Annotated in this window: 22 protein-coding genes; 12 read left to right on the top strand and 10 right to left on the bottom strand. The window is 54.9% G+C overall.

Translation table 11 applies throughout. The annotated features are described in order from the left end of the window. Window positions 1-15: 15 nt before the first annotated feature. Window positions 16-1,467 (bottom strand): sensor histidine kinase, encoded by a 1,452-nt coding sequence (locus GG681_RS08815; RefSeq protein ID WP_153547235.1) that lies wholly within the window; start codon window positions 1,465-1,467, stop codon window positions 16-18. Next, the gene (locus tag GG681_RS08810) at window positions 1,464-2,198 is read right to left on the bottom strand and encodes a response regulator transcription factor (RefSeq protein ID WP_328593317.1); all 735 of its coding nucleotides are present in this window, start codon (window positions 2,196-2,198) and stop codon (window positions 1,464-1,466) included. Before GG681_RS08810 ends, GG681_RS08815 begins: the two co-directional genes overlap by 4 nt. 214 nt (window positions 2,199-2,412) lie before the next feature. Between GG681_RS08810 and GG681_RS08805 the strand changes: the two genes are divergently transcribed. The 4 genes from GG681_RS08805 to GG681_RS08790 all read left to right on the top strand — a co-directional run bounded on the left by GG681_RS08805 (window position 2,413) and on the right by GG681_RS08790 (window position 6,588). Next, complete coding sequence (locus GG681_RS08805; protein ID WP_408057663.1) at window positions 2,413-3,651, top strand: ABC transporter substrate-binding protein; 1,239 nt, start codon at window positions 2,413-2,415, stop codon at window positions 3,649-3,651. Window positions 3,652-3,724: 73 nt separating this feature from the next. After that, a complete protein-coding gene (locus GG681_RS08800) occupies window positions 3,725-4,594 on the top strand; it encodes a carbohydrate ABC transporter permease (protein ID WP_153547230.1) in 870 nt (289 codons plus the stop codon). Then, window positions 4,587-5,486, top strand: coding sequence for a carbohydrate ABC transporter permease (locus tag GG681_RS08795; protein WP_153547228.1), 900 nt, complete (start codon window positions 4,587-4,589; stop codon window positions 5,484-5,486). Before GG681_RS08800 ends, GG681_RS08795 begins: the two co-directional genes overlap by 8 nt. Window positions 5,487-5,490: 4 nt before the next feature. Then, window positions 5,491-6,588 (top strand): ABC transporter ATP-binding protein, encoded by a 1,098-nt coding sequence (locus GG681_RS08790; RefSeq protein ID WP_153547226.1) that lies wholly within the window; start codon window positions 5,491-5,493, stop codon window positions 6,586-6,588. A 117-nt stretch (window positions 6,589-6,705) separates the two neighbouring features. Here the strand turns inward: GG681_RS08790 and urtE are convergent, their stop codons facing one another. From urtE to urtA, 5 genes are all read right to left on the bottom strand, one after another. Next, window positions 6,706-7,401, bottom strand: coding sequence for an urea ABC transporter ATP-binding subunit UrtE (gene urtE, locus GG681_RS08785; protein ID WP_153547224.1), 696 nt, complete (start codon window positions 7,399-7,401; stop codon window positions 6,706-6,708). Window positions 7,402-7,403: 2 nt separating this feature from the next. Beyond that, on the bottom strand, window positions 7,404-8,144 hold the full coding sequence (gene urtD / locus GG681_RS08780; protein WP_153547222.1) for an urea ABC transporter ATP-binding protein UrtD: 741 nt from the start codon (window positions 8,142-8,144) through the stop codon (window positions 7,404-7,406). Beyond that, window positions 8,141-9,319 (bottom strand): urea ABC transporter permease subunit UrtC, encoded by a 1,179-nt coding sequence (gene urtC, locus GG681_RS08775; protein ID WP_153547219.1) that lies wholly within the window; start codon window positions 9,317-9,319, stop codon window positions 8,141-8,143. The genes urtD and urtC overlap by 4 nt, the downstream gene beginning before the upstream one ends. 3 nt (window positions 9,320-9,322) lie before the next feature. After that, window positions 9,323-11,278 carry an urea ABC transporter permease subunit UrtB gene (gene urtB / locus GG681_RS08770; RefSeq protein WP_153547217.1) on the bottom strand — a complete coding sequence of 652 codons (1,956 nt, stop codon included), beginning with the start codon at window positions 11,276-11,278 and terminating at the stop codon, window positions 9,323-9,325. A gap of 66 nt (window positions 11,279-11,344) precedes the next feature. Then, window positions 11,345-12,619 (bottom strand): urea ABC transporter substrate-binding protein, encoded by a 1,275-nt coding sequence (gene urtA / locus GG681_RS08765; protein WP_153547215.1) that lies wholly within the window; start codon window positions 12,617-12,619, stop codon window positions 11,345-11,347. A gap of 233 nt (window positions 12,620-12,852) precedes the next feature. Between urtA and GG681_RS08760 the strand changes: the two genes are divergently transcribed. The 8 genes from GG681_RS08760 to ureG are packed head-to-tail and all read left to right on the top strand — an operon-like array spanning window position 12,853 to window position 18,093. Then, window positions 12,853-13,848: an urease accessory protein UreD gene (locus GG681_RS08760; RefSeq protein ID WP_153547213.1), complete on the top strand. Its 996-nt coding sequence runs from the start codon at window positions 12,853-12,855 to the stop codon at window positions 13,846-13,848. Between the two features lie 3 nt (window positions 13,849-13,851). Beyond that, window positions 13,852-14,154 carry an urease subunit gamma gene (locus GG681_RS08755; protein ID WP_153547211.1) on the top strand — a complete coding sequence of 101 codons (303 nt, stop codon included), beginning with the start codon at window positions 13,852-13,854 and terminating at the stop codon, window positions 14,152-14,154. 19 nt (window positions 14,155-14,173) lie between these two features. After that, a complete protein-coding gene (locus GG681_RS08750) occupies window positions 14,174-14,326 on the top strand; it encodes a hypothetical protein (protein WP_153547209.1) in 153 nt (50 codons plus the stop codon). Further along, on the top strand, window positions 14,323-14,628 hold the full coding sequence (locus GG681_RS08745; RefSeq protein WP_153547207.1) for an urease subunit beta: 306 nt from the start codon (window positions 14,323-14,325) through the stop codon (window positions 14,626-14,628). The genes GG681_RS08750 and GG681_RS08745 overlap by 4 nt, the downstream gene beginning before the upstream one ends. Further along, complete coding sequence (gene ureC / locus GG681_RS08740; protein WP_153547205.1) at window positions 14,629-16,338, top strand: urease subunit alpha; 1,710 nt, start codon at window positions 14,629-14,631, stop codon at window positions 16,336-16,338. Between the two features lie 9 nt (window positions 16,339-16,347). Then, window positions 16,348-16,821, top strand: a complete 474-nt coding sequence (locus GG681_RS08735) for an urease accessory protein UreE (RefSeq protein WP_153547203.1) — start codon at window positions 16,348-16,350, stop codon at window positions 16,819-16,821. Further along, on the top strand, window positions 16,766-17,458 hold the full coding sequence (locus GG681_RS08730; RefSeq protein ID WP_328593316.1) for an urease accessory protein UreF: 693 nt from the start codon (window positions 16,766-16,768) through the stop codon (window positions 17,456-17,458). Before GG681_RS08735 ends, GG681_RS08730 begins: the two co-directional genes overlap by 56 nt. Further along, entirely contained in the window at window positions 17,455-18,093 is a 639-nt protein-coding gene (gene ureG / locus GG681_RS08725) for an urease accessory protein UreG (protein ID WP_153547199.1), read from the top strand. Before GG681_RS08730 ends, ureG begins: the two co-directional genes overlap by 4 nt. A gap of 79 nt (window positions 18,094-18,172) precedes the next feature. Here the strand turns inward: ureG and GG681_RS08720 are convergent, their stop codons facing one another. From GG681_RS08720 to GG681_RS08710, 3 genes are read right to left on the bottom strand one after another with little or no spacing between them, the layout of a single operon-like run. After that, window positions 18,173-18,541, bottom strand: a complete 369-nt coding sequence (locus tag GG681_RS08720; protein WP_153547197.1) for a hotdog family protein — start codon at window positions 18,539-18,541, stop codon at window positions 18,173-18,175. Next, window positions 18,535-18,891 carry a MaoC family dehydratase gene (locus GG681_RS08715; protein WP_153547195.1) on the bottom strand — a complete coding sequence of 119 codons (357 nt, stop codon included), beginning with the start codon at window positions 18,889-18,891 and terminating at the stop codon, window positions 18,535-18,537. Before GG681_RS08715 ends, GG681_RS08720 begins: the two co-directional genes overlap by 7 nt. Next, on the bottom strand, window positions 18,884-20,374 hold the full coding sequence (locus tag GG681_RS08710) for an AMP-binding protein (RefSeq protein ID WP_153547193.1): 1,491 nt from the start codon (window positions 20,372-20,374) through the stop codon (window positions 18,884-18,886). The genes GG681_RS08715 and GG681_RS08710 overlap by 8 nt, the downstream gene beginning before the upstream one ends. Window position 20,375 lies beyond the last annotated feature (1 nt).

The following is a 20,375-nucleotide window of genomic DNA, read 5'->3' as shown; positions in this document are numbered from 1 at the left end:
CAGCGCCGACTGCCTTTAGCTGCGCGCGATACTTAGTCGCGCGACGATGCCATTTTTTCCGGGTTCAAATGACAATCGACCACCATGTTCAATTGCGATGGTCGAGGCAATTGTCAGCCCCATACCAAAACCTTCGATCGGCAATGCATTTGGCCCACGCTGAAACGGTGCCATCATACCCTCCAGGTCGGAGAATGACGCCTGACCGCCCTCATCTTCGATAAGGATATGCGCCTCACACACATCCGTTTCCAACGACACAATCGCACGGCGTCCATATTTTAGCGCATTATCTATCAGATTAGACAGCGCGCGCTGCAACGCCACAGGGCGCGCTTCCAATATAACTGGCCTGTTTTCCGAAACCTCGCTGTGCCCGCGCCGAGACATAAAGATAGACTGCCCGCCGGAAACGACAATCTTGTGCTCCGGTTCAAATTCCACCGGCCGTCCCACATCCGAATAATCAGCAACAAGTGCATCCACCAGTGATGTCAGTGAAATCTGTCGCGGTGGCTCGGTGCTGAGCTCGGCGCGCGTATAGGTCAGCACGCTTTCAATGATGCCGGTCATCTGGTCGATATCGGCTTCAAACTTGCGTCGCAGTTCTGGATCCGAAATCAATTCCGCACGTAACCTTAGCCGCGTGGCAGGGGTGCCCAGATCATGGGTCACGCCAGATAGGACCAAAGCGCGATCAGCAAGATGCTGGCGTTCCTTCTCCCGGTAATTGTTAACCGCATTGATGACGGATTTCAGCTCAGCTGGGCCACCAAGGTTAAAAACATCTTCCCCCCGAAAACGATGCCGTGAGCGAAGCTGTTCGGCAAAATCTGTAAAGCTGGCGGACGCGTTCACCGCAACACCAGATAAAAACAGCAAGGCAACCACGGCCAGAAACACCGCCGGGAGGCGCATGTCCCGCGGCTGCGCAGCGCAGCCCCATACCTGTTGACCATTGAACCCGCGCCAGGGTGCATCTGCAAAAGAGGTATAGATCACCGCATCACTGCAATAGGTGGCCAAAAGCGCCGTGACCATTCCCAAGGTATCGCGCGGCGAATGCACCTGACTGAGATCCAGCTCAGACAAAGGATAGCGCAGACGCGAAGACACAATGGCAAGCTTCAGCCCGCCTCCTGCCAGAACGTCGTCCCGGTCAGTATTGATGGTAAAACGGGTCACAAGCGCGGGCTGAGGCCCGTCTTTGATACGTTCAAATTCACCTGCATGGGCAAGCATTTGCACCGCATGTTTGAGAGGAAAACTCGTTATGCCCTGCGGCAGGTCAGTGCCATTTTCGAGCACATCAAAAAACAGCTCACCTTTGTGCTGAGCTGCAGCCAAATGGCCATTCCAGAGCGCGTCTGATTTCCCCCATAACGTAGCAGACAAGACGCCAAAGCCAAATGCCAGCATCAGCAAGGCCGGTCCCATCATGCGGATGCTGGCCCAAGTGTGTTTCATGTATTGAGCACATCCACATCCACCGAGAAAACATATCCAATGCCGCGTTGTGTTTTGATCAACTGCGGCTGCTTGGGATTGCGCTCGATCTTGGATCGCAGCCGCCCGATCAACATATCGATGGCACGCCCCGACACATCTGCATCGCCCTCACTCCCCGTGACATCAAGCGCAGATGCGATTTCATCGCGGGTCAGCGGGATATGAGGGTTGGCCAGAAAGGCCTGCAACAGATCAAGCTCGCGCCGCGACAGCGCAACCTGATAGCCCTGTGGTGAGGTCACTTCATCTGTGCGCCCATCAAACACCCACCCTGAGAAATTAAACCGGCTCAAACGTCGCCGATGCGCCAAAGAGGCGGTGCGCTGAACACGTGACATCACCGCACGAATGCGCGCCAGCAGCAGCTTGGTATTAAACGGTTTGGCAATATAGTCATCCGCCCCAACCGAATAGCCCGCCATCCGCTGCTGGTCGGTGGACAAAGCCGACACCATGATAATTGGTACATCTTCCTCCGCACGTAGGCTTGCACAAATATCAATACCGCTTTCACTGCCGAGATTGACGTCCAACAAAATCAGATCGATACGCCCAGCGGTCATATGTTTACGAATGTCCACTTCACCCGCAGCAGGCAGCGCAATGAAGCCATTTTGCTGCAAGAACTGCGTCAACATCAGCCGCATCTCTGCGTCATCATCTACAACGAGTATCCTTAGAATCGCCACGTCCATCCTCCTAGCGTGTCGAAGCTCCCTGCCTAGCTTTGTGTAACAACCAGCAACAAAATCAATCCTCTTGTAACAAAGAGTAACAAGGCTTCCTAAAAACTCAATTCACCCAGCCAATTCGCCAAACATAAGAATTGAAACACATCCCCCTATTGCGACTACCATTGGGAGTACATTGTTTTTGATGTGAGTTTTGGGAGGAACCACCATGATGAAATCCGTACCTATGGTCTCTGCATTGGCGCTTTGCGTTGCGGGATCTCTCCATGCTGAACCACAAGCAGAAGTCCTGCACTACTGGACCTCCGGCGGGGAAGCAAAATCCGTAGCCGTACTTCAGGAAGAGTTTGCCTCAAACGGTGGCACATGGACCGATATGCCTGTGGCTGGCGGCGGCGGCGACGCTGCAATGCAGGCCCTGCGCGCACGCGTTCTGTCTGGAAACGCCCCCACAGCCGTGCAGCTGAAAGGCCCGGCAATCCAGGAATGGTATGAGGAAGGCGTGCTGGCTGATATTTCTTCGGTGGCAGAAGCACAGGGCTGGGCAGCGGTTCTGCCTGAATCCATCGCTGGTCACATGAAATGCGACGGTCAATGGTGCGCCGCGCCGGTCAACGTACACCGTGTAGACTGGATCTGGGCCAACTCAGACGTGCTGGAAAGCAATGGCATCGCGATGCCGACCAGCTGGGACGAATTCAACGCCGCTGCAGAAAAGCTGCAGGCTGCAGGCATTATCCCGCTCGCACATGGTGGCCAGGCCTGGCAGGACGCCACCGTATTTGAAGCGGTCGCGCTGGGTATCTTGGGTCCGGACGGCTTCCACAAAGCCTTTGTCGAACTGGACGAAGCTACGCTGACATCCGACAAGATGGTTGCCGTATTTGACCAGATGCGCACCATGCGTGGCTATGTTGACCCGAACTTCCCCGGCCGTGACTGGAATCTGGCAACCGCCATGGTAATCAACGGCGAAGCCGCGTTCCAGATTATGGGTGACTGGGCAAAGGGTGAATTCCTGGCCGCAGGCAAAGCACCGGGTGATGATTTCCTCTGCGTGTCCACGCCGGGTGATGGCTTCCTCTACAATGTGGATAGCTTTGCGATGTTCTCGGTTGATGGTGCTGACAAGCAAGCAGGCCAGGAACTTCTGGCGGAACTCGTGGTTGGTAAAAACTTCCAGGAAGTGTTCAACCTGAACAAAGGCTCGATCCCTGCCCGTACAGATGTGTCGCTTGAAGCATTTGACAGCTGTGCAACCCTGTCTGCATCAGACATGTCCAGCTCAAGCGCAAACGGCTCCCTGTTGCCAAGCTATGCCCATGGCATGGCACTGCGTGGCGCCCAGGCCGGTGCAATCACCGATGTTGTGACGTCGCACTTCAACTCGGACATGAGCTCGCAAGAAGCCGTTAAACAGCTGGCATCAGCTGTCGCAAACAGCCTCTAAGCACCACTCTCCTCCATATGTTAAACCTGCTTTTGCCCCCTTCGGGGGGCACTTCATACAATCGGGGTGTGCAATGAAATACCTAGAGCGAAACCTCCCCAAAATCATGCTGGCGCCTTCTTTCCTCGTCATTTTGATTTTTGTCTACGGCTTCATCGCCTGGACTGGCTGGGTGTCTTTGACAAGATCGCGTTTGCTTCCCAAATACGACATTGTTGGCTTCATCCAATATGAACGTCTATTTGACTCTGCCCGCTGGGATACGGCCTTCTCCAACCTGTTCCTGTTTGGCGCATTGTTCATCGGCATATCGATGATCCTGGGCCTCATGCTGGCGATTTTCCTGGATCAAAACATCCGGGCGGAAGGCGCGATCAGAACCATCTACCTTTATCCGATGGCACTATCGATGATCGTCACCGGTACAGCCTGGAAATGGATCTTGAACCCTGGCCTTGGTCTGGAAGCCATGGTCAGAAGCTGGGGCTTCGAAAACTTCTCCTTTAACTGGCTCGTCAACTCAGACATGGCCATCTACACCGTTGTCATCGCTGCCATCTGGCAAAGTTCCGGCTTTGTTATGGCGCTGTTTCTGGCTGGGCTACGCTCAGTTGATGGTGAAATCATCAAAGCAGCACAGATCGATGGCATCCCAACCTGGCGGATCTACACTGCAATTGTCATCCCTTCGATGGCACCTATTTTCCTGTCGGCCTTCATCGTACTGGCGCATTTGGCAATCAAAAGCTTTGACCTTGTCATTGCCCTCACCGGCGGTGGCCCCGGCTTTGCAACAGATCTTCCGGCGACCTACATGTTCTCGATGGCGTTTTCACGCGGAGACATCGGCCAGGCAGCAAGCTCTGCCATGGTCATGATGGGTGTCGTATTTGCGATTGTCGTGCCTTACCTCTACTCAGAACTGCGAGCGAAAAATGACTGATACTGCGCTTTCTCACGCTCCGGCCAATACGCAAAGTCAGGTTCTAAAAGTCTCGCTGCGTTGGCTGCTTTATGTCCTGTTGATCGGCTTTGCTGTTTTCTATCTTGCGCCTTTGTTTGTGATGATCACCACATCGCTCAAAAGCCTAGAGGAAATCCGCACCGGCGATCTGATATCCCTCCCCCGCGAGGTCACGTTTGATGCCTGGCGCACCGCCTGGTCCAGTGCCTGCACCGGCATCCAATGCGAAGGTGTGCGCCCCTATTTCTGGAACTCGGTGCTGATCGCGATTCCGGCTGTGCTGATCTCGACGATGGTGGGCGCAATAAACGGCTATGTTATTGCCCAATGGCAGTTCAAAGGTGCCAATATCTTCTTTGCACTGCTTTTGTTTGGCTGCTTTATCCCGTTCCAGGTGGTCTTGCTGCCAATGGCACGCATGCTGGGTCTCATGGGGATTGCAGGCACCATTCCCGGGCTGATCTTTGTCCATGTGGTCTACGGGCTCGGCTTCACCACGCTGTTTTTCCGCAACTATTATGTCTCCATCCCGAGCGAGCTTGTGAAAGCAGCAAAAGTGGACGGAGCCGGGTTCTTCCGCATCTTCTGGTCGATTTTCCTGCCCCTGTCATTGCCCATCATCGTGGTGACAATCATCTGGCAATTCACCCAGATCTGGAATGACTTCCTGTTCGGCGTTTCCTTCTCGCAGGCAGGTACTCAGCCCGTAACTGTTGCACTGAACAACATCGTAAACTCCACCACCGGCGTGAAAGAATACAACGTGGATATGGCCGCCGCGATCATCGCAGCCCTGCCCACACTGTTTGTCTACGTCGTTGCTGGCAAATACTTCATCCGCGGTCTGACCGCGGGATCCGTGAAAGGCTAATCCCATGGCACCCATCTTGGATATCAAAGGTCTCTACAAAAACTATGGCAGTGTCGAGATCCTGAAAGACATCAACGTCGCAATTGAACCTGGGGATTTTCTGGTTCTGGTTGGCCCCTCTGGTTGCGGTAAGTCAACATTGCTGAACTGTATTGCCGGGCTTGAACCGATCAGCGGCGGCACGCTCAGCATCGGTGGTCAGAACATGGCTGATGTGAGCCCAAAAGACCGTGACATCGCAATGGTGTTTCAGTCCTATGCGCTCTATCCGACCATGACCGTTGCCAAAAACATCACCTTTGGCATGAAAGTGCGCGGTGTGGATCCAGCCACGCAGGAAGAGAAACTGGCGCGCGTTGCGGAACAACTGCAGATCACGCAGTTGCTCAATCGTCGCCCAGGACAGCTTTCGGGTGGCCAGCGCCAGCGGGTTGCTATGGGGCGCGCGCTGGTACGTGATCCCAAACTGTTCCTGTTTGATGAGCCACTTTCTAACCTCGACGCCAAACTTCGGGTGGAAATGCGCACTGAAATCAAAGCGTTGCATCAAAACCTTGGCGCAACGATGGTCTATGTGACCCACGATCAGATCGAAGCGATGACCCTGGCCACCAAAATTGTGGTGATGAAAGGTGGGGTGATCCAGCAAATCGGCACCCCGGCAGAAATCTACAATCATCCGGCCAATATGTTTGTGGCAGATTTCATGGGCAGCCCGGCGATGAACCTGATCCCCGCCAAAGCACAAGCCAAAGAAAGCGGCACAGACATCGCAATTGCAGGCCCGAACGGATCTACAATCACTCTGACCGACACATCAAACCGCAACCTACCGGCTGACGTGATCATCGGTGTACGCCCAGAAGACATTGCTGAGGCGGGCATGCGCTCGGGCGACGCTGTGCAGGAGGCGGATTGCCAGATTGATATCGTCGAGCCAGCAGGTGCCGACACATTTGTGGTGACCACCCTGGGTGGCAAGCCGGTCACCGCACGACTGCACGCGGAAACTTCTGCCAAGGCAGGTTTCTCGCAGCGTCTGTCGTTTGATTTGGCTAAGGTTTCATACTTTGCCCCCGAAACCGGCGAGCGGTTGAACTAAACAAAAGAGGCTGCGTTTCGCACGCAGCCTCCAATACATATGCCCATCACAGGCATCACCTGCCCCGCCTAAACAGCGGGGCATTTTTGTTTCAAGCCACGTGCAATGGTCAAACGCCTAGACAGACACAAGCGGCAGCAACACATCACGCGGAAGGTCGGTTTTACGTGAATCCTCAATAACCTTGCCCCGCCGCATTGCTACAAAATGATCCGCGAGATCATAAGCGAAATCAAAATATTGCTCGACCAGAACAATCGCCATATTGCCCTGATCTCTGAGCAGTTTGATCACTTCGCCGATCTGCTGGATGATATTGGGCTGAATGCCCTCGGTCGGTTCATCCAGCAGCAAAAGCTTGGGCTGCGCAATTAAAGCGCGCGCAATCGCAAGCTGCTGTTGCTGACCACCTGAAAGATCCCCGCCGCGCCTATGCTGCATATCTTTCAGCACAGGAAAAAGGTCATAGATCTCATCGGGAATGAAATGCTCAGACTTTGGCAGGCACGCAAAGCCCGTTTCCAGGTTTTCACGCACGCTCATCAACGGAAACACATCGCGTCCCTGGGGAACATATCCAATACCAACCCGTGCGAGCTGATGCGCAGGCAGATTGCCAATTTCCTGCCCATCAAGTTCCACCCGACCACTGCTGCGCGGATGTGTTCCTGAAATCGCCTTGAGCAGACTGGTTTTGCCAACACCATTGGTGCCCATCACACAGGTGACTGCCCCAACCTCGGCGGTCAAAGACACATCATAGAGGATTTGGGATTTGCCGTAGTGTAGATTCAGATTTTCAACATTCAACATGTTCAACGCCCCAGATAGACGTCGATAACGTCCTGATTTTTGGTCACATGATCGAGCGACCCTTCCGCAAGCACCGCGCCTTCGTGCAGCACGGTGACCTTGCAGTTTAATCGCCGGACAAACTCCATATCGTGTTCAACCACCACAACCGCACGGGTTTGGGCCGCTTTGCACAATATATCGGTGGTCTTTTCCCGCTCAGCCGGTGTCATCCCTGCCGCCGGTTCATCAACCAGCAATAACCGTGGTTCCTGCGCCAGCAGCATGCCGATCTCGAGCCACTGTTTTTGTCCATGGCTCAGCTCACCCGCGCTGCGATCAAGTTCTTCGAACAATCCGATTTCTACAGAAAGATCAGCAACTTGCTGCAGATCTGTGTCACTGGCACGAAACAGCAGCACCGCCAAAGGCCCGCGATCTTTGCGCAGCGCCATCAGCAGGTTTTCCTGCACAGTCTGATCTTCAAACACGGTGGGTTTTTGAAACTTGCGCCCGATCCCCGCCTGCGCAATTTTTGCCTCGGACATACCGATGAGCGAGATGTTTTTATCCCCCCAAAGAATGCGCCCTTCATCAGGTCTGGTTTTGCCGGTGACAATATCCATAAAGGTGGTTTTTCCAGCGCCATTTGGCCCGATCACCGCGCGCATCTCTGCCTTGCCGATTTGAAAAGACAGATTGTTGATGGCGCGAAACCCGTCAAAGCTCACGGTAACGCCTGATACTTCTAAAAGCGTGCTCATGCCTGATCCTTCCGTGTGCGCAGACGTCCCAATAGATCGATGATCCCGCTCAGCCCTTTGGGAGCAAACAATGTCACCAAGACAAAGCTCATCCCCAGAAGAACAAGCCACCAATCGACCCATTTGATGGTGTAGATACCAAGGTTCACATCTGGTGCCTGACCGCCGGTAAACCAACTGGAAACGAGGCTCACAAATGCGGTGCCAATCACCGCGCCATAAAGCCGACCACGGCCACCAATTGCGACCCAGACCGCCAGATAGATCGAGGCAATCGGGGCAACTTCGGCCGGGTTGATTATCCCTGCCTGCGGGTAATAGAGCGCACCAGCAACCGCCGCGATACAGGCCGTCAGCGCAAAGACCACCAATTTGTAGTGCTCAACTGAATAACCCAGGAACCGTACCCGCGCCTCGTTGTCGCGAATACCACGCACAACTGAGCCAAATTTACCCGACACCAGCCAGGCGATCAGCAGATACCCAAGACCAAGCGCCACAGCAGATGCCCAAAGGAACCAGACAGACACAACGGATTGTGGTGCGGTGATACCCGGCAGGTTCTGCAACCCCGACAATCCGTTGTTGCCGCGCAGGCCGCTCGCATTTTGAAACAGATAAAGCGACAGCCCCAAGGTCATCGCCTGGGTGAGGATCGACAGGTAAACCCCTGTCACCCGGCTTCGAAACGCCAACCAGCCAAAGACCAGCGCCAGAACACCGGGCACCAAGACAACCAGCGCCAACTGCAGCACCAAACTGTCCGAAAAAGCCCAGATAATGGGAAATTCATTGCTGCCAACAACGCCAAAGATCTGATTGCCGATGGCCGCTTTGACCTCCTCGGGGGTGGCGGGCAACACGCCTTCGGCCAACGATGCCTCCACGATCTGCTGGGTGCGCTCATACATGAGCCACATGCCAACCATATAGCCGCCCAGCCCGAAGAAAGCGAAGTGGCCCAAAGACAGAATGCCCGCATATCCCCAGATCAGATCCATCGCCACAGCGATGAGGCACAGACATAGGGTCTTACCGAGTGTTTTGACAAAACTTGTGGAAATCAGCCCGATGCCCAGCCCTTCGGAAAAAAGCGTCACCGTCAGGGTAAACACGGCCAGAATGGACAGGAATATCAGAACCGATGGGTTTCGTACGATAAATGAGCGGTTCATATCTTAATCCCCCGCAGCACGGCCTTTGAGAGCGATGATGCCTCGGGGCCGGAATTGAATGAAAATGATGATGAAGACGATCATGTAGGTCTGCGCCGCCAAGGTGTTGGATGGGTTCAGCCACTCGACCCCTTTTTGGAAGCCACCGATCATTGCAGCCCCTGCGAGGGTGCCAAAGATATTGCCAACGCCTCCCACAACCACAGTCATGAAGCTTTGCACGATATAGTCGCTGCCCATTTCAGAGGTGACCTTTGCAAACAGCCCAATCGCAACACCTGCGATGCCCGCGATGCCGGATCCCAAGCCAAAGGTCAGCATATTCACCCGATCCGGGTTGATGCCCATACTGGCCGCCATACGTGAATTTTGCGTCACAGCGCGGGTTTCAAGGCCCAGTCGTGTGCGTTTCATAATGAACAGGAACAGCCCCAGAAACAGCAAAGCCAGCACAAAGATCGCGATACGGATATAGCTGATGGACACCACATCATTGATGATCCAGGCCCCATCCAGCCACGCCGGCGAGGTCAGCGGTCGCGCCTGAGTGCCAAAGATGTTTTTCGCCAGCTGTTGCAGGGCAATAGACACACCAAATGTGGCAAGCAGCGTTTCCAGCGGGCGGTGATACAGCCAGCGAATAACAAGCCGTTCCAGCGCGATACCTGCAGCAAAAGTCACTGCAAATGCCAAAGGTACTGCAACAACAATAGACAGCGTGTGGTTCGGGACAAACTGCTGCACAACATAGCCAGTGTAGGCCCCCATCATGATGAACTCACCATGGGCCATATTGATGACCCCCATCACCCCAAAGGTAATGGCCAGCCCGATCGCCGCCAGAAAATAAATCGAGGACAGCGACAATGCATCAAGCCCCAGATCCAGCGCCTGACTGGCGCCCACGCGGGTTTCTGACTTCGCCAATGCTGCCGCCGCAGCAGCTGTCACTTCTTTAGCGGGTTCATCATAGATTTCATAAAACTGGTGCGCCTCAAGGCGCGCTTCGATTTCAGCGTCTGTCGGGCGTGCTGGAACCTTGCCGTCTGCTGCCAAAGCGTCATAGGCCGCATCACGCGATGTTTCGGTCGACAATTGCGCAACCGGGAAACCGCCAACGCGGCCGCCATTGATATGTGATTTTAGTGCCGCGTCGCGGTCTTCTTTGCTGACACGCGGCGCAGCCAGACCAACATCGACCAAAAGCGCATAGGCCTCGGCATGTGTGAGCGCGTCACTTCCCGGCACGAGCTGCGCGGCAATATTACCCTTGGGCGCAACATCTTTGACACCAACCACCTGTTTTGTTGTCAAGATCGGGTTCAACGTTGCCCGGAAATCAAGCCCCAGATCTCCGGCCATTTCTTCAATGGCTGCAATACGTTCAACTGGATCTGCATCAAAACCAATCGTCATCAGACGTTCAAGCCGTGCCTTGCGCAGCAGAACTTCTGCATCGGCTTCCTCCGCGATTGATGCGCGCAGCGGTTCCAACAATTGCGCCGAAGGATCGCGTTCGAGTGACACCAGCGCTGCCAGACGTTTTGCGCGATCAGGGTCCATCAACTGAAACTGCACAAGCGCGCTGGCGATCATGGCTCTGACGCCGCTGTTCGGCTTCAATTGTTTCAGTTCTTTTTTGGCAAATACCCCGACATCGGACCCCGCGTCCAAATCGACAAGCGTGAAGGTTTTATCGCTGTTCTTGTGCCCGGCAAAAAACAACCCGTCTGATTTTCGTTGATACAGCTCTTTGGCCTGCCAGGTTTCCAGCACCATCTGCATCTGAGGCAACTCACTGGCCACAAGCGCATCAATCGCAGGCGCAATGGTTTTGCGAGAACTCTTTTCAATGAGCGCGCGCTGGCTTTGTAATACGGTTTGAACGGGGCCATCCTGCGCCAGTGCCATAAACGGCATAAGCACAAGCATTATTGCTGCCAGAAGCAGGGATTTCATAACGGTACTTTCGAGAAGTTTGGATTGAGGGCGCGCGATCTCGGCGCGCCCTCTTCAGTCAAAAGATCAGTAGTTAGACAGGGTCTGAACGCAGGTCTTGGTGTCGACATTATACATGCCGCAGCCCAGATCTTTCCAATCAGATTTCAGCACGGCAGATTCCGGCAGGAAGTCTGTCCATGCATCACCCGGTACTTCTTCAGTCTGGCTGATGATATCAAACTGGCCTTCTGCGGTGATTTCACCAATCAGAACCGGTTTTGCCAGATGGTGGTTGGGCAGCATCACAGCTGTACCACCGGTGAGGTTTGGAAACTCCTGACCATACATCGCTGTGCGAACAGCATCCACATCAGCCGTTCCAGCAGCAGCTACCGCATTCACCCACATGTTAAAGCCAATGTAATGCGCTTCCATAGGGTCATTGGTCACGCGCTCTTCGCCCATACGTGCTTTCCACGCTTCAACCCATTCGGCATTTGCATCGGATTCTGCGGATTGGAAGTAATTCCACGCTGCCAGATGGCCAACAAGGTTTGATGTATCCAACCCGGAAAGCTCTTCTTCGCCAACCGAGAAGGCAACAACTGGGATATCATCAGCCGAGATACCTGCCGCAGCGAGTTCTTTGTAAAAGCCGATGTTGGCGTCGCCGTTGATGGTAGAAATCACACCCACGCTTTTGCCGTCCGCGCCCAGCGCTACGACGTCAGCCACAATTTTGGACCAGTCGGAATGGCCAAACGGGGTGTAGTTTACAAAGATATCGCTCTCGGCGATGCCTTTGGACTGAAGATAGGCATTCAGGATATTGTTGGTTGTACGCGGATAAACGTAATCCGTCCCCAGCAGGGCAAATTTTTCAATACCCAGCTCTTCGAGGAAGTAATCGGTCGCAGGGATGGCCTGCTGATTGGGGGCCGCACCGGTGTAGAACACGTTCTTAGAGCTTTCTTCACCCTCATATTGAACCGGGTAGAACAGCAGGCCGTTCAGCTCTTCGATCACGGGCAAAACGGATTTGCGCGAAACCGACGTCCAGTTGCCAAAAATGACATCAACGTCATGAACGCTCAGCAGCTCACGCGCTTTTTCTGCAAACAGCGGCCAATCCGACGCAGGGTCCACCACAACCGCTTCCAGGTCACATCCGATTACGCCACCTTTGGTATTTTGCTGTTCTACCAGCATTTCTACCGTGTCTTTCAGCGTGGTCTCTGAAATCGCCATTGTGCCAGACAAGGAATGCAAAACACCCACTTTAATGGTGCAATCATCAGCAAGCGCGGGCATCGAGGTGCCCAGCATCAATGCAGCGGCCAATGCAATAGTGGTTCTCATAAGACTTCTCCCCGCAGGGCAGCAGTGGGCGTCTTGTTCTCATGGAAGGAACGCCCTAACTTAGCCCTGCAACGTTAGTGTTGCATCACGTGTGGCGGCCGAACTGAGGTCCAATTCATCCGGTCGTCACACCCCCTCAAGAAAATGCAGTCGATTCTGCGCTGAGGATGAGGTGATCATCCGGCGATACCGGCGGGCGGGCAATTTTCTTTTACCTCTACAAAATGTATTTGATGGCGCTGCACAATTATTCACCATGCAGCGCGAGTTTCGCCCAATGTTTACTCAATGTAGTCACGGCTGACAAAAAATCAGGCGGGATTTATTGGTCTACGCCTAATTGCTGTGCTGGAAATTGCAAAACCACCGTTTGCACCCAGGAGCATCAAATTAACCTTTCCGCTCAAATAGATCTGGCATCTGCCCAAGTTCAGCCCCGCGCAATTGGTGCCGCGCGCCTTTGTGTGCGCAAAGATGGTAGCGGTAAAACCCGTTTGAAAACTTTGCGCCAATCCGGATCCCTCAAACTGGTGTTCCCGCACAGCCATGGAACAGAAGCAGAGGCGATTTTAGTAAACACAGCAGGTGGAGTTACTGGCGGTGATCAGTACACTTTGGATGCAACCGTCGAAGCTGATGCATCCCTGACCATCACGACGCAAGCGGCAGAGCGCGCTTATCGGGCCCAACGCGGTGAGACTGGGCGCATCAATACCAGTCTATCCGTTGCACAAGGCGCGACCTTAAACTGGCTGCCGCAGGAGCTTATCCTGTTTGAACGCTGCTCGGTCGCGCGCAATTTGGATATCAAGCTCGCGGATGGAACCCAATTGACCATGGTGGAACCTGTGGTTTTTGGCCGCTCCGCCATGGGAGAGCGCCTTCACGACATTTCATTTCAGGACCGCGTGACCATTCACCGCAATGGTGTCCCGCTCTATATTGACGGTCTGCGCTTGCAGGGGGATGCCGCCGACCATCTTGCCAATCCGGCGATTGCCAATAGTGCGGGTGCAATGGCGAGCGTGGTGAGCATCGGTGCCCATGTCGAAGCACTGCTCGCCCCTCTCCGCGCAATGCTGCCTCACACAGGCGGAGCCAGCCTGATTGCTTCCGATACTTTGGTGCTCCGCCTTCTTGCATCTGATGCGTTTGAGCTCAGGCGCAGTCTTTTACCCATTCTCGAACGGCTCACCCAGACCTCGTTGCCCATATCCTGGAGACTTTGATTCATGCAGCTCACCCCACGCGAAAAAGACAAACTCCTGGTTGCACTGGCGGCAGACGTCGCACGCAAGCGATTGGAGCGTGGTGTCAAACTCAACCACCCCGAGGCCATAGCCCTGATCACCGATGCGGTGGTTGAAGGCGCGCGCGACGGGAGATCTGTCGCCGATATGATGGAGGCCGGCGGCCAAGTCATCCGTCGCGATCAATGTATGGACGGCATCGCGGACATGATCCCCGAAGTGCAGGTCGAGGCCACATTTCCCGACGGCACCAAGCTTGTCACCGTACACAACCCCATCCGCTAATTCAGAAAGATCCCCAGCCATGACACGTATCGCCGCATTTTTTTCGCTTTGCCTCGCAACACCTGCATTGGCCCACAATACCCCACATCTGCACTCCCATGCAGAAACCTGGCTTCCCGTGCTGTTTCTGGTGGTCGTCGCTGCCCTATTGATCGGAAAGGCACGCACATGATCCCGGGAGAGGTATTTACCGCAGAGGGGACGATTTGCCTCAATAAGGATACCTGCGCGATAACCTTGATGGTTGCTAATACCGGTGATCGCCCCGTGCAGGTTGGCAGCCATTATCATTTTGCAGAAACCAACCCCGCGCTTGAATTTGACCGTGCTGCGGCGCGTGGTTTGCGTCTTGATATCGCGTCAGGCACCGCGGTCCGGTTTGAACCGGGCCAGCGCCGCGAAGTGAACCTGATCCCTATCGGTGGGGCACGTCGCGTCATTGGGTTCAATCAAAAGGTTATGGGAGAGCTGTAAATGGCGACTGAAATTTCACGCGCGCATTACGCCGCCATGTATGGGCCCACCACGGGCGACAAGCTGCGTCTGGCTGACACGGATCTGATCATTGAGGTCGAGCGCGACCTAACCACCTATGGCGAAGAGGTTAAATTCGGCGGTGGCAAGGTCATTCGCGATGGCATGGGGCAGTCACAAGCCACCCGCGCTGAAGGTGCTGTGGATACGGTCATCACCAATGCGCTGATTGTCGACCACTCAGGCATTTATAAAGCGGATGTAGCCCTGAAAGACGGGCTGATCCACGCAATCGGCAAAGCAGGCAATCCTGATACCCAAAGCGGCGTCGATATTGTTGTTGGTCCGGGCACTGAGGTGATCGCAGGCGAAGGCCGCATTCTGACCGCTGGCGGCATGGACAGCCATATCCATTTCATCTGCCCGCAACAGATGGAAGATTCACTGCATTCTGGCGTGACCACTTGTTTTGGCGGCGGCACTGGCCCGGCGCATGGCACATTGGCCACCACCTGCACCCCCGGCCCCTGGCACATTGGCCGCATGTTGCAAGCCTTTGATGGTATCCCCATGAACATCGGCCTTGCAGGCAAAGGCAATGCCAGCCGTCCTGATGCCTTGGTTGAGATGATCAAAGGCGGTGCCTGCGCGCTGAAACTCCATGAAGACTGGGGCACCACCCCGGCCGCGATCGATTGTTGCCTGTCGGTTGCCGATGACATGGATGTACAGGTGATGATCCATACAGATACGCTGAATGAAAGCGGCTTTGTTGAGCATACCGTTGCCGCGATGAAAAACCGCACCATACACGCGTTTCACACCGAAGGCGCAGGCGGCGGCCACGCGCCCGACATCATCAAGATCTGCGGCGATGCCAATGTACTGCCCTCGTCGACCAATCCAACCCGCCCTTTCACCGTCAACACTTTGGAAGAGCATCTGGATATGTTGATGGTGTGTCACCATCTGGACAAAGCGATCCCCGAAGACATCGCCTTTGCCGAAAGCCGGATCCGGCGCGAAACCATTGCCGCCGAAGATATCCTGCATGATATGGGCGCATTTTCGATCATTGCCTCCGACAGCCAGGCCATGGGGCGCGTCGGTGAGGTATTGATCCGCACGTGGCAGACCGCCGATAAAATGAAAAAACAACGCGGTCGCCTGGCAGAAGAAACGGGCGAAAACGACAACCAGCGTGTGCGCCGTTATATCGCCAAATACACCATCAACCCTGCCATCGCACAGGGTGTGAGCCACGTTCTCGGCGATATCTCGGTTGGCAAACGGGCTGATCTGGTGCTGTGGAACCCCGCGTTTTTTGGCGTCAAACCAGAGATGGTGCTGCTAGGTGGCACCATTGCCGTTGCGCAGATGGGCGATCCCAATGCATCGATCCCAACCCCACAACCCGTTTACACCCGGCCAATGTTTGCATCTTTCGGCGGATCACTGACGCAGTCATCTGTCAGCTTTATTTCAGCGGCGGCAAAAGACGGCAATCTTGGTGCTGAACTCGGGCTCAGCAAAGAGACAATTGCGGTTCAAAACACCCGTAACATCGGCAAATCCGATATGGTGCTGAACGCAATGACGCCCGAGATCGAAGTCCACCCCGAAACCTATGAAGTGCGCGCCAATGGCGAGCTGTTGACCTGTGCGCCCGCCGACGTGCTGCCCATGGCGCAACGCTATTTCATGTTCTGAGGCTTGAAAATGTCATCCCTTCCCCTTGCACAAACCGTCCACCGCGCCGCGACTTGGAGTGGCCCCGCAGAAACCTGCGAACTGGATTACGAAGGCCGTTTTCTGCGTCGCAAACGTTTGGAAACCACAACGGGCACAGCATTTCTTGTGGATCTGGAACACACCACCTCGCTCGATGATGGTGACGCGCTTGAGTTGAGCGACGGCAGACAGATCCGTATTTCTGCCGCCACAGAGGAGCTTTACCATGTCAGCGGCGAGAATTTGATCCGCCTCGCATGGCACATCGGTAACCGGCACACCCCGTGTCAGATCCATGCGGACCATCTGACCATTCAGGTGGATCCGGTTATTGGCCATATGCTTGAACACCTGGGCGCAACCGTCCGTACCATCACGGCCCCCTTCACCCCAGAAGGTGGTGCATATGGGCATGGACGCACCCATTCACATGAACATGTCGCCACCGCACATGCACACTGACCGAAATATTCTGACCCTGGCGCAATGGCTTTCGCCCGCGTTTCCAATAGGCGCGTTTGCCTATTCGCATGGGCTGGAACAAGCGATCCAAAGCGGCAGGATTGAAAACCCTGACGGGTTGCAGATTTGGCTGGCGGATGTGGTTCAACACGGCAGCGGGATCAATGACTGTATCTTGCTGCGCGCCGCATATGCGAGTTCATCCGCAGAAGAGCTCGAACAGATCAATCAGACTGCATTTGCGTTCATGGCCTCATCGGAGCGCAGGCTTGAAGCAGAGCTACAAGGCGCGGCCTTCTGTAAAACAGCCGCTTCCATTTGGGGCGCCACATTGCAGAACCTATCCTATCCCGTTGCTGTGGGCCGTGCCGCTGCACATCTGTCCATCGATGTGCGGCTAACAGCTGCAATGTATCTGCATGCGGTGCTCAGCAATCTGATTTCCGCCGCCATGCGTCTGATGCCACTCGGGCAAACCGATGGTCAGCGCCTCCTCGCAGAGCTTACCGCCCTGTGCGAAAATATCGCCGCCGACAGCGCGGCGCACTGCCTTAACGATCTCAGCAGCAGCGCGTTCCTCTCTGACATTATGGCAATGCAACATGAAACCCTTCAGCCAAGGATCTTTCGTTCATGACCCAGCTTAATGGCCCGCTTCGTATTGGTATCGGGGGACCGGTTGGCGCTGGCAAAACCAGTCTCACTGCCGCACTGGCCCGTGCGCTTTATCCTGCGTTTTCCATCGGGGTGATCACCAATGACATCTACACCCAGGAAGACGCCGAAGCCTTGATGCGCATGCAGGTTCTTCCACAAGATCGGATCATCGGTGTCGAAACTGGAGGGTGTCCGCATACGGCGATCCGCGAGGATGCGTCGATCAATCTCGCAGCAATAGCCCAGATGCAAGGCAAGCACGCCGACCTTGACCTCGTGTTGGTTGAAAGCGGCGGTGATAATCTATCCGCAACTTTCAGCCCTGAGCTCGCGGATCTCACCATCTATGTAATTGACGTCGCAGCAGGCGAAGAAATCCCCCGCAAAGGGGGGCCTGCCATCACCCGTTCAGATCTATTGGTGATCAACAAAACCGATCTTGCCCCATATGTGGGTGCCTCGCTTGAAGTCATGGAACGCGACAGCAACACCGTACGCGGCTCCCGCCCCTTTGTGTTTTCGGAGATCCGCAATGGCAAAGGTGTTGAGGAAATCGTTGCATTCCTACTGGAAGCCGGTGGCCTCGACAAAAGCCGCTTACTGAAATCCGCCTGAACAAAACGGTGGGGCGATCAGATCCACCGGCTTGTGCGCCAGAGCCTAGCGCACAAGCGTTCTCGACCGCGATCTGAGTTTAGGCCTCAAACGCCCCTGCCACGTCTTTCGCTTTGACCAGACTGCGCCCTTCACACACCACCGTACCATCCGGCGTCACACAGCTTGCCCAGAGATCAACGAGATGTTTATCCGCGCGCAGCCGGGTGATTTCAACCTTGGCCTCTAGCGGGGTGTCGAGCGGCGCAGCGGTTTTAAATGCCAGTTCCTGCTTGAGATAGTTGGTCCCAGATCCCGGCAGCTCCACGCCAAGCAGATAGGAAAACAGTGCCGCGATCAGCGGCTCTGGCACCACATCGGTTGGCGCACCACTGAGCGTTGAAAATGTCGCCAGATCATCCTGATTATAGCTGCGCACCGTGTGCACGGATTGTCCTACTTTCAACATTTGATTTCTGCCTCTCCGATCAGACAATCCGCACCATCGGCAACACGCGTGACCAGCATGTTGAGCCGACCGACCTGATCTTGTTTGATCTGCAACCTCAGTTCTTCCCCCGCATAAGACGGATTGGGAAACATCATATTCTGGCTGATTTGCGTGATAGAAGCGTCATGACGTTTCAACATGCCCCAGAGTTTTGTATAGATCAGCATGCCATGGCTGACAGTGCGACCAAAACTTGTTGATGCACAAAACTCAGGATCCACATGGATCGCATTGTCATCACCAGACACTTTGGCAAACGCATCAAACTCGGCCTGTGTTGGCACCCAGCGCTCTTCCAGATCAATCATGGCTAAAAGCCTCTTTTAACTTTGGTTTGCAAATTTTTCCGGCCGCTGTGCGAGGAAACTCATTCACGATGTGCACATGTCTCGGCACCTTGTAGGCCGCCAGACGTTCACGGCACCACGGACGCACGGCCTCGGGGTCAAGTGATGCATCGGGGCGCAGCAAGACAAAGGCTGCGCCAACCTCGCCCCATTTGTCGTCAGCAACACCAACAACCGCAGCCTCAAGCACCGATGGATGGGCATTCAGCACGCGTTCGACCTCGGCCGGATAGACATTTTCCCCACCTGAAATGAACATGTCTTTGATGCGGTCCACGATGTAATAATACCCGTCCGCATCGCGGCGCGCGACATCACCGGTCGCAAGCCAGCCATCTGATGTAAAAGTCTTCTCTGTCGCTTCGGGGTTCGCAAAATACCCAGGTGTTATGCCCGGGCCGCGCAACTGCAGCTCCCCCGCGCCTTCGGTCCCCTGAGGCACCCCATCCAGGCGCACTTCGACCAGGCTTTGAGGTTTGCCAACCGAGCCGATCTTTTGTGCCGCATGGTCTGCATCCATCAGGAAAACGGTTGGTCCGGTTTCGGTCATCCCCATACCATTGCGAACCATTGCACCCTTTTCCGCAAAAAGTTGGATCAAGGGTTCTGGCAGTGGCGCACCGCCACAACCGCAACTGATCGCGCTCCAATCAAGCGTGTCGATATCGGGCAGAAGCGACAATTCCTGATAGACCGCCGGGACAGCAAAAAACTGATTGACCGCGCCTGAGGCCAGCAGAGTTTTCACCGCCTCCGCTTCAAATTTCGGCAAGATGGTAGAGCTGCCACCATTCAGAAAGATCGGCAGCGTATACAGGTTGATGCCTGCGGTATGAAACAGCGGCAAAAAGCAGATAGAGCTATCTTTAGACGCGATATCAATCGCCTGGCCGATATTGATGTAATTCGCCCACGCCATGCGCGCCGTTTGGATGACGGACTTTGGCAGCCCGGTGGTTCCGGAGGTAAACAGCAGATACCACGGGCGGTCAGCAGGCACAGAAGCTTGCAATGCAGGCCCGCCGTCCCAAATCCAGGCCGAGACATCTTCATCAAGCGTCAGCAATGGAACACCTACGCCATCCGCAGTTTGCCGCGCGGTTGTCATGAACGTATCATCACTGATCAATAGCGAGATGCCGACCTGGCGGATGGTTTCAATCAACTCAGGTGCGGGTTGGCGCCAGTTGAGCGGGCATAGAACAATCCCGGTTTTCTGGCAGGCAAAGAGCGTGACGAAAAACTCAGCCCGGTTCTGGCACAAGATCGCAATGCGGTCGCCCTCGTTCAGGCCCAAATCACGCAGACCAGCAGCAACCGCATTGGCCGCTTCATTTATCTGCCGAAAGTTCCAGCCGCGATCCGTTGCAGTGTCGAAAAACGCCAGCGCATCTGGGGTTTGCTCGGCCCGTTTGGCCGCCATATCTGGGATCTGGTCAAACATC

Origin of the sequence: Tritonibacter aquimaris, from assembly GCF_009617595.1 — a bacterium.
GTDB classification, from domain to species: Bacteria; Pseudomonadota; Alphaproteobacteria; order Rhodobacterales; family Rhodobacteraceae; genus Epibacterium; species Epibacterium aquimaris.
The sequence above is the reverse complement of the archived record's forward strand: the minus strand, read 5'-3'. Positions and strand labels throughout refer to the sequence as shown.

Bases quoted from the DNA above. Each gene is read 5' to 3' on its own strand.
- GG681_RS08815 (WP_153547235.1), bottom strand. From the start codon at position 1,467: ATGAAACACACTTGGGCCAGCATCCGCATGATGGGACCGGCCTTGCTG.
- GG681_RS08805 (WP_408057663.1), top strand. From the start codon at position 2,413: ATGAAATCCGTACCTATGGTCTCTGCATTGGCGCTTTGCGTTGCGGGA.
- GG681_RS08800 (WP_153547230.1), top strand. From the start codon at position 3,725: ATGAAATACCTAGAGCGAAACCTCCCCAAAATCATGCTGGCGCCTTCT.
- GG681_RS08795 (WP_153547228.1), top strand. From the start codon at position 4,587: ATGACTGATACTGCGCTTTCTCACGCTCCGGCCAATACGCAAAGTCAG.
- GG681_RS08790 (WP_153547226.1), top strand. From the start codon at position 5,491: ATGGCACCCATCTTGGATATCAAAGGTCTCTACAAAAACTATGGCAGT.
- urtE (WP_153547224.1), bottom strand. From the start codon at position 7,401: ATGTTGAATGTTGAAAATCTGAATCTACACTACGGCAAATCCCAAATC.
- urtD (WP_153547222.1), bottom strand. From the start codon at position 8,144: ATGAGCACGCTTTTAGAAGTATCAGGCGTTACCGTGAGCTTTGACGGG.
- urtC (WP_153547219.1), bottom strand. From the start codon at position 9,319: ATGAACCGCTCATTTATCGTACGAAACCCATCGGTTCTGATATTCCTG.
- urtB (WP_153547217.1), bottom strand. From the start codon at position 11,278: ATGAAATCCCTGCTTCTGGCAGCAATAATGCTTGTGCTTATGCCGTTT.
- urtA (WP_153547215.1), bottom strand. From the start codon at position 12,619: ATGAGAACCACTATTGCATTGGCCGCTGCATTGATGCTGGGCACCTCG.
- GG681_RS08760 (WP_153547213.1), top strand. From the start codon at position 12,853: ATGGCGCTGCACAATTATTCACCATGCAGCGCGAGTTTCGCCCAATGT.
- GG681_RS08755 (WP_153547211.1), top strand. From the start codon at position 13,852: ATGCAGCTCACCCCACGCGAAAAAGACAAACTCCTGGTTGCACTGGCG.
- GG681_RS08750 (WP_153547209.1), top strand. From the start codon at position 14,174: ATGACACGTATCGCCGCATTTTTTTCGCTTTGCCTCGCAACACCTGCA.
- GG681_RS08745 (WP_153547207.1), top strand. From the start codon at position 14,323: ATGATCCCGGGAGAGGTATTTACCGCAGAGGGGACGATTTGCCTCAAT.
- ureC (WP_153547205.1), top strand. From the start codon at position 14,629: ATGGCGACTGAAATTTCACGCGCGCATTACGCCGCCATGTATGGGCCC.
- GG681_RS08735 (WP_153547203.1), top strand. From the start codon at position 16,348: ATGTCATCCCTTCCCCTTGCACAAACCGTCCACCGCGCCGCGACTTGG.
- GG681_RS08730 (WP_328593316.1), top strand. From the start codon at position 16,766: ATGGGCATGGACGCACCCATTCACATGAACATGTCGCCACCGCACATG.
- ureG (WP_153547199.1), top strand. From the start codon at position 17,455: ATGACCCAGCTTAATGGCCCGCTTCGTATTGGTATCGGGGGACCGGTT.
- GG681_RS08720 (WP_153547197.1), bottom strand. From the start codon at position 18,541: ATGTTGAAAGTAGGACAATCCGTGCACACGGTGCGCAGCTATAATCAG.
- GG681_RS08715 (WP_153547195.1), bottom strand. From the start codon at position 18,891: ATGATTGATCTGGAAGAGCGCTGGGTGCCAACACAGGCCGAGTTTGAT.
- GG681_RS08710 (WP_153547193.1), bottom strand. From the start codon at position 20,374: ATGTTTGACCAGATCCCAGATATGGCGGCCAAACGGGCCGAGCAAACC.